Source organism: Micromonospora sp. DT41 (genome assembly GCF_049841715.1).
In the GTDB taxonomy this organism is placed as follows: Bacteria; Actinomycetota; Actinomycetes; order Mycobacteriales; family Micromonosporaceae; genus Micromonospora; species Micromonospora profundi.
This window is the reverse complement of the sequence record NZ_JBNCKU010000002.1, coordinates 35,988-50,510: the sequence shown is the minus strand read 5'-3', so window position 1 is coordinate 50,510 and position 14,523 is coordinate 35,988. Positions and strand designations below refer to the sequence as shown.

General features: G+C 72.1%; 12 protein-coding genes and 2 pseudogenes. 6 read left to right on the top strand and 8 right to left on the bottom strand.

What is annotated here, in order from left to right; all coding sequences use genetic code 11:
• Positions 1-157: 157 nt before the first annotated feature.
• A pseudogene (locus ACLQ23_RS04100) lies at positions 158-790 on the top strand (SDR family oxidoreductase); the annotation flags it as partial.
• Positions 791-919: 129 nt separating this feature from the next.
• On the opposite strand, the gene ACLQ23_RS04095 reads toward ACLQ23_RS04100, so the two are convergent.
• Complete coding sequence (locus ACLQ23_RS04095; protein ID WP_355597192.1) at positions 920-2,674, bottom strand: M28 family peptidase; 1,755 nt, start codon at positions 2,672-2,674, stop codon at positions 920-922.
• 303 nt (positions 2,675-2,977) lie between these two features.
• On the opposite strand from ACLQ23_RS04095, the gene ACLQ23_RS04090 reads away from it, so the two are divergent.
• The gene (locus ACLQ23_RS04090; RefSeq protein WP_425880360.1) at positions 2,978-5,896 is read left to right on the top strand and encodes an ATP-binding protein; all 2,919 of its coding nucleotides are present in this window, start codon (positions 2,978-2,980) and stop codon (positions 5,894-5,896) included.
• A gap of 10 nt (positions 5,897-5,906) precedes the next feature.
• On the opposite strand, the gene ACLQ23_RS04085 is transcribed toward ACLQ23_RS04090, so the two are convergent.
• Together ACLQ23_RS04085 and ACLQ23_RS04080 are read right to left on the bottom strand one after the other, a co-directional pair.
• Positions 5,907-6,653: a hypothetical protein gene (locus ACLQ23_RS04085; protein WP_425880359.1), complete on the bottom strand. Its 747-nt coding sequence runs from the start codon at positions 6,651-6,653 to the stop codon at positions 5,907-5,909.
• Positions 6,650-7,153, bottom strand: a complete 504-nt coding sequence (locus ACLQ23_RS04080; protein ID WP_355597198.1) for a SigE family RNA polymerase sigma factor — start codon at positions 7,151-7,153, stop codon at positions 6,650-6,652. Before ACLQ23_RS04080 ends, ACLQ23_RS04085 begins: the two co-directional genes overlap by 4 nt.
• A gap of 138 nt (positions 7,154-7,291) precedes the next feature.
• On the opposite strand from ACLQ23_RS04080, the gene ACLQ23_RS04075 reads away from it, so the two are divergent.
• A complete protein-coding gene (locus ACLQ23_RS04075) occupies positions 7,292-8,134 on the top strand; it encodes a DUF3152 domain-containing protein (protein WP_425880358.1) in 843 nt (280 codons plus the stop codon).
• 22 nt (positions 8,135-8,156) lie between these two features.
• Here ACLQ23_RS04075 and ACLQ23_RS04070 read toward each other — a convergent pair whose 3' ends face one another.
• From ACLQ23_RS04070 to ACLQ23_RS04055, 4 genes and pseudogenes are all read right to left on the bottom strand, one after another.
• Complete coding sequence (locus ACLQ23_RS04070; RefSeq protein ID WP_355597202.1) at positions 8,157-8,843, bottom strand: hypothetical protein; 687 nt, start codon at positions 8,841-8,843, stop codon at positions 8,157-8,159.
• A 117-nt stretch (positions 8,844-8,960) separates the two neighbouring features.
• Positions 8,961-9,671, bottom strand: a complete 711-nt coding sequence (locus ACLQ23_RS04065) for a S1 family peptidase (RefSeq protein ID WP_425735398.1) — start codon at positions 9,669-9,671, stop codon at positions 8,961-8,963.
• A gap of 3 nt (positions 9,672-9,674) precedes the next feature.
• Positions 9,675-10,082 (bottom strand): annotated as a pseudogene (locus ACLQ23_RS04060) (snapalysin family zinc-dependent metalloprotease); the annotation flags it as partial.
• A 177-nt stretch (positions 10,083-10,259) separates the two neighbouring features.
• On the bottom strand, positions 10,260-11,243 hold the full coding sequence (locus tag ACLQ23_RS04055; RefSeq protein WP_355597204.1) for an ArsR/SmtB family transcription factor: 984 nt from the start codon (positions 11,241-11,243) through the stop codon (positions 10,260-10,262).
• Between the two features lie 73 nt (positions 11,244-11,316).
• On the opposite strand from ACLQ23_RS04055, the gene ACLQ23_RS04050 reads away from it, so the two are divergent.
• Positions 11,317-12,579 carry an MFS transporter gene (locus ACLQ23_RS04050; protein WP_355597206.1) on the top strand — a complete coding sequence of 421 codons (1,263 nt, stop codon included), beginning with the start codon at positions 11,317-11,319 and terminating at the stop codon, positions 12,577-12,579.
• A 129-nt stretch (positions 12,580-12,708) separates the two neighbouring features.
• Positions 12,709-13,284: an AMIN-like domain-containing (lipo)protein gene (locus tag ACLQ23_RS04045; protein ID WP_425880357.1), complete on the top strand. Its 576-nt coding sequence runs from the start codon at positions 12,709-12,711 to the stop codon at positions 13,282-13,284.
• Positions 13,285-13,339: 55 nt separating this feature from the next.
• On the opposite strand, the gene ACLQ23_RS04040 is transcribed toward ACLQ23_RS04045, so the two are convergent.
• Entirely contained in the window at positions 13,340-13,675 is a 336-nt protein-coding gene (locus ACLQ23_RS04040) for an L-rhamnose mutarotase (RefSeq protein WP_355597209.1), read from the bottom strand.
• Between the two features lie 164 nt (positions 13,676-13,839).
• Between ACLQ23_RS04040 and ACLQ23_RS04035 the strand changes: the two genes are divergently transcribed.
• Entirely contained in the window at positions 13,840-14,520 is a 681-nt protein-coding gene (locus ACLQ23_RS04035) for a response regulator (RefSeq protein ID WP_425880356.1), read from the top strand.
• Positions 14,521-14,523 lie beyond the last annotated feature (3 nt).

The following is a 14,523-nucleotide window of genomic DNA, read 5'->3' as shown; positions in this document are numbered from 1 at the left end:
TCTCCCTTCTCGGCTCGTGCGGAGGTTCGCCGAAAGGATACGAGCCGTCACGGGCGGGGCGGTGGCCGCATCCGGGTCGTATTCCCGATCGAGCCGGGCCGTCGCGTGACCTAGCTGACTTTGATTAGCAAAAGTCAGGTCCGATAGCGTGACGCCCATGAAGATTGCTGGAAGCACCGCCCTCGTCACCGGCGCCAACCGCGGCTTCGGCAGGCACCTGGCCGCCGAGCTGCTCGCCCGCGGCGCGACCGTCTACGCCTGCGCCCGCAACCCGGACACCGTCGACCTGTCCGGCGTGACGCCGGTACGCCTCGACATCACCGACCCCGCCTCGGTGGCCGCCGCCGCCGAGCTGGCCGGCGACGTGAACCTCCTGATCAACAACGCCGGCATCGAGTCCCACACCGACCTGATCGACGGCGACCTGGACCTCGTACGGCTCGAACTGGAGACCAACTACCTCGGCACCCTGTCGATGGTCCGGGCCTTCACGCCCGGCATCGCCGGCAACGGCGGCGGGACGATCCTCAACGTGCTCTCCGTGCTGTCCTGGCTGAACTTCCCCTCCTCCGGGGCGTACGGGGCCGCGAAGTCGGCCGAGTGGGCGATGACCAACGCGCTGCGCGTCCAGCTCGCCGAGCGGGGCATCCGGGTCGCCGGCCTGCACGTCGGCTACATGGACACCGACATGGCCACCCACGTCACCGGCCCGAAGTCCGACCCCGCCACCATCGCCCGGATCGCCATCGACGGCATCGAGTCCGACGCGTACGAGATCGTCGCCGACGACACCAGTCGGCAGGTTCAGGCCGGGCTCGCCGGCGGGGTGGGCGCGCTCTACCCGCAGCTCCCTGACCCCTCGACGCGACGGGCCGCCGCCGGGTGTTCCCGGCGGCGGCCCACTACAGCGGGTACGCGGTCAGCTCGCCTGAAGCGTCACGTCGTCGATCACGAAGCTCGTCTGCAACGACGAGTCCTCGGTACCGGTGAACGTCAGCGTCACCGTCTGGCCGGCGTACGCGGCGACGTTGAGCGTGCGCTGGACGTAGCTGCTGGAGGCGTTGAGGTTCGAGTACGTCGCCAGCGTGGTCGAGCCCATCCGCACTGTCAGCTTGTCGTACGCCGTGGACGAGGTGGTCTCGGCGGTGTCGATGCGCGTCCAGAACGACAGCGTGTAGCTGGCGCAGCCGGCCGGCACCGTCACCGACTGGGACAGGGTCTCGGTGCGGGTGCTGCCGTACCCGTTGAGCCACGCCTTGTACGACCCGGTCCGGGCCGGCTTGCTGCTGGAGTTGGTGATCACGCCGGAGGACGCCGTCCACACCGTGGCGCCGCTCTCGAAGCCGCCGTTGCCGATCACCTGGGCGGCCGCGCAGCCGCCGGTGCCGGTCACCGTGAGGGTGAGGGTGGCGCTGCGGGTGACCGAACCGGTGCCGGTGACCGTCACTGTGAAGGTGCCTGTCGCGGCGCTTGACGACGCGGTCAGGGTCATCGTCGACGAGCCGCCGGAGGTCACCGAGGACGGGCTGAACGAGACGCTCACCCCGCTTGGCGCGCCGGAGGCGGACAGGCTCACCGACTGCGCCGAGCCGGCAGTGGTCGCCGTGGAGACCGTCGCGGTGGTGCTGGCGCCCCGGGCCACGGTGCGGGTCGTGGGGCTGACCGCCACTGAGAAGTCGTTGCTCGGGGTTCCTCCGCCGACGGCCAGATCCCACAGCGCGTACGCCACGCCGTCAGCTGCCCGGTTCAGCACGGTGGCGCTGACGTTCGCCGTGGTGTCGCAGGACCGGTGGTAGCAGGGGTCGTAGGCGGCGTTCGCGGTGCCGCCCCACTTGGCAGCCTGGGCGCTGGTCTTGCGGGCGCTGGCGCCCGCCGCGTAGCCCGAGGTGGGGATGCCGGCCTGCTGGAAGTAGTAGTCGTCGGAGCGGCCCTGGCCCTCGACGTTCTCCTCCGGCTGCAACCCGAGCGAGTCCCAGTACGCCTTGAGCGGGGCAGCCGTGGTGGACGTGACCCGGTTGATGAAGTAGCCGCCGTTTGTCGAGCCGACCATGTCGAAGTTGTAGTAGCCCTTGATGTAGCCCCGCTGGGTGCTGCTGAGCGAGTTGACGTAGAACCGGGAGCCGTTGAGCCCCTGCTCCTCGTCGGTCCACCAGGCGAACCGGACCTTCTTGGTCATTGTCGGGTTCTGCGCGGCCAGGACCAGGGCGTTCTCCAGCAGGACCGACGAGCCCGTGGCGTTGTCGTTGATTCCCGGGCCGGCCGACACGCCGTCCAGGTGGGCGCCGAACATGACCACCTGGTCGGTCGGGCCGCCGGGCCATTCGGCGATCAGGTTGTTCGAGGGGTACGTGCAGCTGGAGCAGTACTGCTCGGTAACGGTGTAGCCCGCCGCCTGGAGCTTGCCCTTGACGTAGTTGAGCGAGGCCGTGTAGCCGGCCGAGCCGGCCCGCCGGTTGCCGCCGTTGCTCGTGGCGATGGAGTTGAACTGGGTCAGGTGCGCCTGGACGTTGCTGACGGAGATGTCCGGCGCTGCCAGGACGGCGGCTGACGCGGCGATCGGCCGGGCCGCAGCCGTTCCGGTGGTGGGCGACGCGGATGCCGGCTGGGCGGCCAGCGTCACCGTCCCGGCGAACACGGTGAGCGCGATTGCCGCGCTCAGCGTTCTGCCTCTCATGGGGGCTCCTCGGGGGTTGGAGAGATTACCGAGACACTTACAGATATCTATCCCGCAGGCATCGGTCGTTCGGCCAACCCCACCGGCTCGACGCCGGACATACCACCACGCAGCCGCCCGCCGGTATCACCGACCCGCGCCGCCTCCCCACTGCCGGGCGCTCCGCGAGCCCGTACCCGCCCGGCAGTGGGACAGGCGGGTGCCGACGTCAGCACAGGTGAGGCGAAGTGTCAGGATGGGTACGTACCACCAGCAGGGGTCATCGGGCCCGGAACGGGGGCTTGCGATGAGGCCGGGTCGAGCGTGAAACGACCCAGCACGGACCTCTTCACCGACGGTGGCCACGCCGGCCGGCTGATGGCCGAGCTGGACTGGGCCGGCACTCCGCTGGGCCCGGTGGCGGGCTGGTCGCAGAGCCTGCGGTCCGCCGTCCGCATCGTGCTCTCGTCCCGGTACCCGATGCTGCTGCTCTGGGGCCCGGACTTCACCCAGCTCTACAACGACGCGTACGCGGCGCTGATCGGCGACAAGCATCCGGCCGCGCTCGGCGACGACGTCCGGGTGACACTGGCCGAGGGCTGGGACGTCCTGGGCCCACTGATCCAGGAAGCCATGGCGACCGGGGTGGCGAGCTGGGTGCCCGCCCTGCGACTCCTGCTGGAACGCGCCGGCTACCGCGAGGAGGCGTACTTCAGCGTCTCGCACGCACCGGCCCGCGACGACGACGGCAGCACCGTCGGCGTGCTGACCGTGTGCAGCGAGGTCACCGAGCAGGTCGTCGGCGAACGGCGGCTGCGCCTGCTGCGCGACCTGTCCCTGCGCGGCGACGGCCGTACCGTCGACGTGGACGCCACCTGCGCCCGGCTGATCGACGCGATCGGCGGCCATCCGCTGGACGTGCCGTTCGCCGCGATCTACCTGCGCGACAACGAGGTGCTGCGGCGGACCGCCTGCGTCGGCGGCCCGCCCGGTCAGACCACCGTGCCAGGGGCGCTGCCCGACGCCGTCGACCTGGCCGCTCCCGGCCCGGTCGCCCGGGCCTGGGGGCTACCCGACGCCGCCCGGGGTCGGCTCGTCGAGGTGACAGGTCTCGCGGAGCTCCTGCCCCTGCCCGCCGGCCCGTGGGACGACCCGACCCGCGTCGCGCTGGCACTGCCGCTGCCCTCGGCGGCCGAGGACCAGCCGCCCGGCGTCCTGCTCGCCGCTGTCAGCCCCAACCGGCACCTTGACGAGGCGTACCGATCCTTCTACCAACTGCTGGTCCAGCAGGTCGCTGTCGCGGTGCGCAACGCGCGCGAGTACGAGCAGGAGCGGCGTCGGGCCGAGGCGCTTGCCGAGCTGGACCGGGTGAAGACGAACTTCTTCACGAACGTCAGCCACGAGTTCCGTACCCCGCTGACCCTCATGCTCGGCCCCCTCGCCGACGCGCTCGCCGACTCCACCGCGCCGCTGGCCTCCGTGCAGCGGGAGCGGGTGGAGACCGCCTGGCGCAACTCCACCCGCCTGTTGACGCTTGTCAACAGCCTGCTCACGTTCTCCAGCCTGGAGGCCGGGCGGGCGCGCAGCGACGCCCGCGTCGTCGACCTGGCAGCACTCACCGCCGAGCTGGCAGGCGTCTTCCGGGCAGCAGTGGAACGGGCCGGCCTGACGCTCGACGTCGACTGCCCGCCGCTGCCGCGGCCGGTGACGGTGGACCCGGTCAACTGGGAACGCATCGTCACAAACCTGCTCTCCAACGCTCTGAAATACACGTTCATCGGGCGGATCCGGGTCGCCATGGACGCCGACGACGACGAGGTACGCCTCACCGTCGCCGACACCGGCATCGGGATCGCCGAGGAGGACCTGCCGAAGCTCTTCGAGCGCTTCCACCGGGTGCAGGGCGCCCGGTCACGCAGCCACGAGGGCACCGGTATCGGCTTGGCGCTGGTCCGTGAGTTGGCCCGCCTGGAGCGCGGCGATGTCCGGGTGACCAGCCGGGTGGGTGTGGGCACCACGTTCACTGTCGCCCTGCCCTGGTCGACGTCGAAACCCACGGCGGTGACCGGTCCGGCGCGCGATGGGCGGGGCGACGCCGCCCATGCCGCCGTCCAGGACGCGTTGAGCTGGCTCACCGACCCGACCGGCGGTGTCGCGGAGCCCGCCGCGGTGTCCGGGCCGGGCACCGACGAGTTGGCCGGGGCGCGCATCCTGGTGGCCGACGACAACAGCGACATGCGGGCGTACCTGAGTCGGCTGCTCACCGGCCAGGGCTGGCGGGTGCGGTCGGTCACCGACGGCCAGCAGGCCCTCGACGCGATCCATCGCGAGCCACCGGACCTGGTCCTCACCGACGTGATGATGCCGGTGCTGGACGGCTTCGACCTGGTCCGTCGGCTGCGTGCGGACCCGGCGACCAGGGCTTTGCCGGTGCTGGTGCTCTCGGCGCGGGCCGGCGAGGAGGCGAGCGTCGCAGGTCTGAGCCTCGGCGCCGACGACTACCTGGTGAAGCCGTTCGCCGCTGTGGAGCTGATCGCCCGGATACGGGCCGCCATCCGTCGTGCCCGCGCCCACGCCGCCGCCGGCAGCCTGCCCGGGGCCACCGGCCACGTCGTCGATGAGGGCCGGCGCGTCGACGATGTTTCGCCCGTCGTCGACGGCCGGCCCGGAGGCGACGTCCCGCCCGTCGTCGACGGCCCGCCCGCCGGCGCTGGCGGACCTGCCGCCGCGCCGCTCGCGGAGTCCGCGTTCTCCGCTGCCCCGGCATTCGCGGGGACCCCTTCCACAGCGACCGCCCCGGCTGAGGGTTCGGCCAACGGTACCGACGCCGCGTCGGTGGTTCCGCCGGTCGGCACCGGCGGCGCTGTGGACGTCCAATGGGCGTACCCGTCCGCGCCCACCTCGGCGTCGGCGATGCGCCGGGACGTCCGGCGGGTCCTGGGCGGCCTGGACGTCGACCCGGACGTGCTCGAGGATCTGCTGCTCGCCGCGTCCGAGGCGGTGAACAACGCCGTCGAGCACGCCCAGCGGCCCAGCCGCCCCGAGGTGCGGGTACGACTCCGGGTGGGCGACGGCGTGGTCCGCATCTCGGTACGCGACTTCGGCACCTGGCGCGACCGCCGCCCGGCCATGGACCGGGGTCGGGGCGCGCTGCTGATGAACGCCTACGGCGACGTGCGGATGGTCTCCACCGGCGAGGGCACCACGGTGACCATCGAGCGCCGGCTCGTCGATCCGGCCTGACCGGCGGATCTCACAGCCGCTTGTTCTCGGCGTCGTGGGCGACGATGCCGTCCAGCCGGTCGCCGGGGGCCAGATCCGCCGGATCGAACCAGAAGATCACCACCTGTTTGTCGGCGCTCCAGCGGGCCAGCCGGGCGCTCACCTGCCTGCCGTTCACGGTGCCGGTGATCTGCTGGGCCGGGCCGACGAAATAGCCGAAGGTGGGGACCGCCGCGCCCGCGCCACGCTCGTCGTAGCCGATCTGGTGGAACCCCGGGCCACGGTCGGCGCCCTCGACGTCGTTGACGAGGATGTCCGTCGTCAATCTGCCGTCGGGGGCGCGGCGACCGGCGGCCAGCCCGATGCTCACCCCAGGTTGGCCGGGCACCCGCACCTGCACGACGTAGAAGACCCGCTGCTCGACGCCGTGGCGTATCCCGCTGTCGACGACGTGACCCAGCGGCTTCGGGATGTCGCGTGCCATCGTCGTGGGCGTCGTCGGTTCGGGCGAGTCCGGGGTGGTCGGCGAGGCGGCTACCGGCGGCGGAGCGACGGCGACCGGTGTCGGTCGCTCGACCGACGGGGGGTCGCCCGGCCGGATGCCGACCGCCACCACGGCGGCCACGGCCGTCAGTCCGGCCGCGAGCGTCGCGGCACCGGCGAGCCGGCGGCGGGTCCGCAACCGCCGTCCCTCGCGCAGGACGGCGGTCAGGTCGAGGGCGACGCCCGGACGCTCGGTCACACGCATGGCGTGGCGCAGCCGGTCGAACTCGCTCATCGGCAGGCCTTCTCGTCGTCTGCCGCCCGCTGCCGGGTGGCGCGCAGCTTCTCCAGCGCCCGCGAACTGGTGCTCTTCACGGTGCCCACCGAGACGGCGAGTTCCCGGGCCACCTGCGCCTCCGGAAGGTCGAAGTAGTAGCGCAGCACGAGGATCGCCCGCTCGCGCGGGCTGAGCGCGCCGAGAATGGCCCGCAGCCAGTGCCGGGTGGCCACCTGGTCGGCCACGTCGGCCCGCCGCTGCTCGGGAACCTCCTCGGTCGGGTACTCCCGCAGCGGCCGCCGCCACCCGTCCACCAGGTGGTTGAGCAGGATCCGACGGGCGTACCCGTAGGCGTCGTCGTCGCGGATCCGCGACCAGGAGGCGTACGTGCGCACAAGCGCGGTCTGTGCGGCGTCCTCGGCCTGGTGGTGGTCACCGGTCAGCAGGAACGCGGCATGCACCAGCCGCGCGGACGCCGCCCGCGCGAACTCGACGAACTCCGCGTCACCTCGGGCCATGCCGGCCCCTCCCCCGTGCCACAGAAGTACGGACGGGTGGGACCGCCGAAAAGTTGAGTCATCGCGAGATCAACTTTCGGTGGATTCCACCCGTCCTCTCTCCCGTGCCGCCCCAGCGCGGCGCGCGAGGGGAGAGACATGTCGACGAAAGCTACCCGCCGGGTGCCGGCCGGCGCGGCGGCGCTGCCCGTCGTGGTGATGGCGCTGCTGGCCGGCTGTGGGCTGCCGGCGGCGGGCCAGCCCGTGGCCACGCGCACCATCGGCGATCCGACGACAGCACCGTTGACGACCGCGCCGGATGCCACCACGACTGGCAGGCCGCCCGGGCGGTCGCCCGTCGCAGGTGTCGCACCCGTCGCGGTCAGCTATCCCGCCACCGGTGGTGGCCGCTGGTCGACAGCCGCGGCCGAAAGCGCACCCGAGCACGGTGGCCGAGGGCGGTTGCTGCGCTACCGGGTCGCCGTCGAGCGCGACATCGAGGGCCTGTCGGTGGCCGGCGTCGCCGCCGCGGTCTCCGCGACGCTCGACGACCCGCGCGGCTGGACGGCCGGGGGGACGTGGCGGCTGCGCCGGGTGGGCGTCGACAGCGCTGCCGACTTCACCATCTACCTGGCGACCCCGGGGACCCGCGACGACCTGTGCCAGGACACACCTGACGGCTACACCTCGTGCCGCAACGGCAATCGGGTGGTGCTCAACGTGGCGCGCTGGGTGAAGGGGGTACAGAGCTACGGCGCGAGCCTGGCGACCTACCGCGAATACATGGTCAACCACGAGGTCGGGCACCGGCTCGGCATGGGCCACGAGCGGTGCCCGGGGCGGGGCCGGCCGGCGCCGGTGATGCAGCAGCAGACGTTGGGCCTGCACGGCTGCACAGCCAACGCCTGGCCGTACCCGGACGGCCGGGACCGCTACGCCGGGCCGGTCGGGGCGTACCGTGACGAGATGCCGCCGCGCGAAGGCGCCCGCCCAGCGCCGTGAGGGGAAGCTGGCCCGTCGCGGTTCACGATTTCCGGCCGCGCTCCTGTTCGAGTCGCTCGTCCAGCCGGCCCAGCTCGTAGATGGCGTTGAGGTTTGTCGGCAGGCGACTGACGTTGTCCGGAACGGGGTCGGGATCCACCTCCGGATTCGGGTTCGGGTCCGGGGCGGGCGCGGGGGCCGGAGCGGAGGTCGCGCCCGCCGCGACGGCCGGCCGGCGACCGCGCAGGAGCAGCAGCGCCAGCACCGCGAGGACACCCGCGGCCAGCAGGTAGTACCCCGGAGGCGGTGGCCAGTTTCCGCGTTCCGGGGCGCCGAGTGCCGGCCCGTCGAGCGACTCCGAGTCGCCGCCGTTCGGCAGGGGCACCGCCGCGTCGCGGGCCACCCGCCCCGGACCGGCCGGGTCCACAGTGCCCGGCGCCACGGCTGACCCCGGGGCCGGCGACGGTGAGCCGGACGCCGCCGGCGGGGCGGCGGAGGCCCCGGGCGGGGCGACCGCTGCTGACGGGCTCGGCGCGGGGCCGCCGGTGGGGCTCTGCGTCGGGCTCGGTGCTGCGGGCGAGCCGGAGGCACTGCCGCCTCCGAGCAGGCCGTCGACGATCTGACCGACGCCACCGAGCAGGGAGCCGACCGGGCCGGACGTCGTCGACGGCGTGGGCGTGGGAGCGGGCGTCAGCGCGAGAGCCAGGGTGAGCGCGACGATGGCAGGCATGTGTCCACCTCGGATGCGTCGATGTGCCAGGCACGGTACCGCAGCACGGCGGTCCAGGTGAACAGACAGCGCCGGGTGGGGACGCGCGTCGCGCCCCCACCCAGCACCTCGGGCAGATCAGGCGGGCAGGCCGCCGACCTGGGTGGAGATCCAGGACCGGATGGACGGCAGGTCCACGTAGATGGACGGGCCGGTGGCGCAGGTGGAGTTGTTGTTGCCGGCACGACTGGTCGCGCCGATCAGGTTCCACACGCCGTTGACCCGACGCACCTGCGGGCCGCCCGAGTCGCCGTAGCAGGCGCCGGAGTTGCCGTTCGTGTTGTTGGTGCAGATCTCGTACGGGCCGTTGATGCCGGAGCAGCGGCTGTCGGCCACGATGGACGTGTCCAGCTCGTTGGCGACGGTGGGGGCTGATCCGCAGCCACGGGGCGCGCACGTCTGACCCCAGCCGATGATCCGGGTGGCGGTGCCGACCGCGCCGGAGGTGCTCGGGATCGGCGCCGGGGCGTACGTCACCGAGCTGGCCAGTTGCAGCAGCTTGACGTCGACGCTCGGGTGGTTGACCGCGCGGGTCACCTGGACCACGGTTCCGCCGCTGCTGCGGTTGACGCTGCCCACCCGGACCGAGGACGGCGTGGAGCAGTGCTTGGCGGTGACCGCCCAGTTGGCCTTGATCAGCGTGCCGGTGCAGCCGGAGACGTACACCATGAACGGGTAGCTCTCGCTTGCCGGCCGGCCACCGACGACCAGCGGGCTGATGTCGCCGGCCTCGTCGGTCCAGGTGTACGTCGTGCCGGCGGCGGGCGCGGCAAGCGTACCGGCGAACAGGGAGTTCACCCGGGACGCCTCGGTCGAGCTGGGGTTGGCGTTGCGGCAGGAGACCGGGGCGCTGCTGCCGGACATCAGGTCGGTGCAGAGGCCGGTGCGCCGGTCCGGCAGGCCGAGGATGTGGCCCAGCTCGTGGGCGGCGATCCGGTTGCGGTCGTACCCCTGGTTGACGGCCGTGCGGCCCATCCAGATCCGGCCCGACCCGAGGCCGGTCGACTGCGCCCGGGGCCACCCGTCGTCGACGTAGATGGTGATGCTGGCCGGGGTGCCGGCCAGGAGCCGGACGTTGCTGACCCTGCTGTTCCAGATCTGCGCCGCCTGGTCGAAGTTGGTGCGGAACTCGCCGGTGCGGCTCGCGTCGTAGTAGACGGTCCGCACGGCGGCGGCCGGTGCGCCGGTGGCGAGCTGCATCCCGGCTACCGCCAGCACGGCCACCAGCACGGCCTGGACGGCGCGTCTGAGTTGTCGTCGGTACATCACGCACTCCCCTGGGTCGCCCCGACGACCCGGGGTCGTCGGTCATTGACGTACGTAGATGTTAAGACGACGACGGTCGATGTCCGCTATAGCGGAATCGTCATACCGGCCTCAGGTGGCAGCCGCGCCGCCCGCGGCGACCAGCGTCTCGGCCGCGGTCGTGCGGGCGTAGAGGACGAAACGGCCGACGCGGTGGGCCCCCACCAGGCCGGCCTCGCGCAGCGCGCCGAGGTGCTGTGACACGGTGCCCGGGGTGAGGCCGCAGCGTTCGGCCAGTTCCAGGGTCGAGGTCGGGACCGCCAGTTCGTGCAGCAGGGCGGCCCGGGTGCGACCCAACACCCGGGCCAGTCCCCGCCCGTCCGGGGCCGGATCCCGCTCCCATACAGTGGCCGTCGCCCGCGCCGGAAAGCGCAGCACCGGTTGTCCCGGGGAGCCGAAGTTGGACCACACCCGGCGGCCGATGAAGACCGACGGCACGAGCAGCAGGCCCCGACCATCGAGTCGCACACTGCCAGCGAGGACGATGTGCTCCACCTTCAGCGTGTCGGCCTCCAGCCGGACGAAGGGGTCGAGCTGGTTGAGCAGGCCGTGCAGCCCGTCGGTGGCCATCCGTTGCGCGCCGAGCAGCACCTCCCGCTCCAGCAGGGTTCGCATCCGGGGCCAGTAGGGTGCGATGACCGCATCGGTGTACGCCCGAATCGCGTCGGCCAGCCGGCCCAGGTGAGTCGGCGGATCGGCGTAGAGCGCCGCCAGGGGCGACGACCTGGGCCCTGGCAGCGTGTCGAGGCTTGCCCGTACCGCTTCGGGAGGTGTGGCGACGAGGGTCGCCAGCTCGATGTCGAGGGTGGGCTGTGACGTGGCCGGGGGCGGACAGATGAAGGTCGGGATGATTGGTGTCGGCATCTGCACCAGGTCGGCGAACATCTGCCAGTCCACCTCGGCCAGACGCGGCCGGGCCCGCTCGTGCCAGGCCAGATGCTCTGGGAACTGATGCGGCCGCTTGATGATCCGCACACTGGCCACCGCCTCCCACAACGGTGACACCGCGAATCGCGTCATCGCCAGGTCCCGCGCGTCCAGACCGACCAGCATCATCCGCGCCCCCCGATCGATTCGGCGAGCATCAAATCTATCGGTCGAAAGGACCGCGACCGGCACCGTGGGCGGCATGACCACCACCCCGACGGTGACCGCCGCACGCCGGCAACCGGAGCCCTGGCCACGATCCTTCCGCCTGCTCTACGCGGCCTCCCTCATCGATGGCATCGGCTTCCACGTTGGTCAGTTGGCCGTACCGGTGCTGGCCGTCTCCCTGCTGGCCGCCAGTCCCGGTCAGGTTGGAGTTCTCGCCGCTCTGAGCACCGCCGCCTTCCTGCTGATCGGCCTGCCGGCCGGCGTCTGGGTCGACCGGCTGCCTCGCCGTGCAGTGCTGATCACCGCCGACTTCACCAGGGCGGCGTTGGTCGCATCCGTGCCGCTGGCATGGTGGGCCGGCTGGTTGAGCATCCCGCAGCTCTATCTGGTGGTGCTGCTGACCGGCGTCGGCACCGTCTTCGCCGACGTCGCCGCACAAAGTTGCCTGCCCGAGTTGGTCGGCCGGAATCGGCTGGTGGCCGCCAACTCGCTGATGATGAGCACCGGCGCCACCATGCAGATCGCAGGACGAGGACTCGGCGGCCTGGTCGTGCAGACACTCACGGCACCGATCGCGATCGTTCTGGACGCGGTGGCCTACGTTGCGTCCGGGACGATCCTGTCCCGCGTCCGCACCGGTGCTCCCCAACGGCCTGCGACCGGGACGACGGGCGGGTTCGTTCGACAGCTCAGCACGGGCGTGCGGCACGTGACCGGCAACCAACTGCTCCGCCCGCTCGCCGTCTCCACCGCGAGCATCAACCTGACAATGCAACTCACCACGACCATGTTGCCGGTGGTCTTCCTCCGCGAACTGGGGCTGGGCGCCGCCGCCCTCGGCCTGTTCCTGGGGGTGGGCGGGCTCGGCGCTCTTCTCGGCGCGTTGAGCGCGCGACCGCTCGCCGAGCGGATCGGCCACGGCCGCTCCCTCTGGCTGCCCGGTCTGCTCGTCGCACCGCTCGGCGGGTCCGTCGCGCTGATCGACAACGGGCCGATGCTCTGGGTGGCGGCCTTCGGCTGGCTGATGTTGGCCTGGCGGACGGGGATCGGCAACGTGATCGGGGTCAGCCTGCGCCAGAGCGTCACCCCGGACGGACTGCTCGGCCGGATGAACGCCACCTTCCGATTCCTGCTCACCGGGGCGCTCACCATCGGCGCGATCGTCGCCGGCGTGCTCGCCCAGTACGCGGACGTTCGCACCGCACTGGTGGTCGGTGCACTCGCCAACGGACTGACCTGGCTGCCGGTGTTCTGCTCACCGCTGCGCACGCTGCACCGGCCACCCACGGTCGACTGATCCCATCCGCTGTTACGGGCCTGTTACGCCACAGCGAAATGGTCGTGCCGTGCCGAGGCCACGGTCGAGATCGAGGGTCACCGGCACACCGCCACGACGTGGCCCCGAGCAGCGGACGGAGGCACCACGATGAGGATCAGAAACGCGCTGACGGCGCTGGCGATCGTCCTGGCCGGGCTGGTCGCCGGCGCGGGCAGCGGCCACGCGGCGAGCACCACCGCAGCGACAGCGTCGCCGTACTGCGGGATCACCTGGGGCAGCGCCGACAAGACGGCCGGCACGCTGAGCGACGCCCCACTTGTCGACGTACGGACCGGTCGGCACGACTGCTACGACCGGGTGGTGTTCGAGTTCGCCGGCCCGGTGGACGGCTACTCGGTCGGCTACGGCGAGACGTGGACCGAGGGCGAAGGGTTGGCGCTGTCGCCGTACACCGCCGGGGGCGCCCTGCTGCGGGTCTCGCTGCGGGCACCCGCCTACGACGCGGCCCACTCCGGCACGATCCCGTACGCGGTCGGCGAGCACACCGCGAACCTGCTGCGCTACCCGACGCTGCGCGACGTCGTCTTCGGCGGCAGCTTCGAGGGCTACAGCACCTTCGCGGTCGGCGTACGGGCCCGGTTGCCGTTCCGAGTGCTCGTGCTGGCCGGGCCCGGCACACACAGCCGAGTCGTGCTCGACGTGGCCCACCAGTGGCAGGAGTGACAGGTCGGCGACGTCTCCCGGCCGGACGGTTCGCGACCGTCCGGCCGGGCGGGCGTCACCTGGGCGAGCCCTGCTCGGGTGCGTCCTCGGCCAGGTGCCAGACCTCCCGCATCGGCGCCCACCAGTCCCCCGACCCGGGTTCGGCGAGCGACTCCTGACACGGATCGGTCAGCTTCCACCACTCCTGCGTCTGCGGGTCCGCGGCGATGAGCCGCTGGTCGGCCTCGTAGTCGTCACCGACGTACTCGTAGTAGCCGAAGAGCAGGTCGTCGTGGAGGAAGATCGTGTAGTTGCGGAAGTTCGCCTCGCGCAGCGTCTGCTCGACGCTCGGCCAGACGTCGGCGTGTAGCCGCAGGTACGTTTCCCGCTGGTCCGGGCGGAGCCGAATCACACAGCCAAAACGTTGCACGTCGTGCCCTCTCGGGTGAGCTGACCGGGTCGGGAGCAAGGTAGTTCACCGACCCGCCACCGTGGCACCCCGCAGAGCCGGCCGGGCCGCCGACACCGACCGTTTCGCCAGGTCGCACGCCATGAAGGCGGGTCTACCCTCAGGTGATGGAGGGCCGCGTACTGGTGGTCGAGGACGACGCCTCCATCCGGGAGGTCACCGCCCTCGGTCTGCGCCGCGCCGGCTTCCGGGTCGACACCGCCGTCGACGGGCGGCAGGCCCTGGCGGCATGGCGGGCCCACCCGGTCGACCTGATCGTGCTCGACGTCATGCTGCCGGGCCTGGACGGCCTTGAGGTGTGCCGGGAGATCCGGCGGACCAGTCAGGTGCCGATCCTCATGCTGACCGCCCGCACCGACACGCTCGACGTGGTGGTCGGCCTGGAGTGCGGCGCGGACGACTACCTACGTAAACCCTTCGACCTGCCCGAACTGGTCGCCCGGGTCCGCTCGGTGCTGCGCCGGGCCACCGCGCCGGTGGCGTCGGGCACCATCGAGGTCGGCGGGCTGGAGATCGATCCGGGCAGCTTCGTGGTGCGCCGGGACGGCCGGGAGGTCACGCTGACCGCCACCGAGTTCCGCCTCCTGCTGGAGCTGGCCCGCCGCCCCGGGCAGGTCTTCACCCGCGAGCTGCTGCTGGACCTGGTCTGGAACCACAGCTTCCTCGGTGACTCGCGCCTGGTCGACGTGGCGGTCCAGCGGCTGCGCGCCAAGATCGAGGACGACCCGGCGCACCCACTGCTGGTCCGCACCGTGCGCGGCGCCGGCTACAAGCTGTCCACCGGCTGAGGA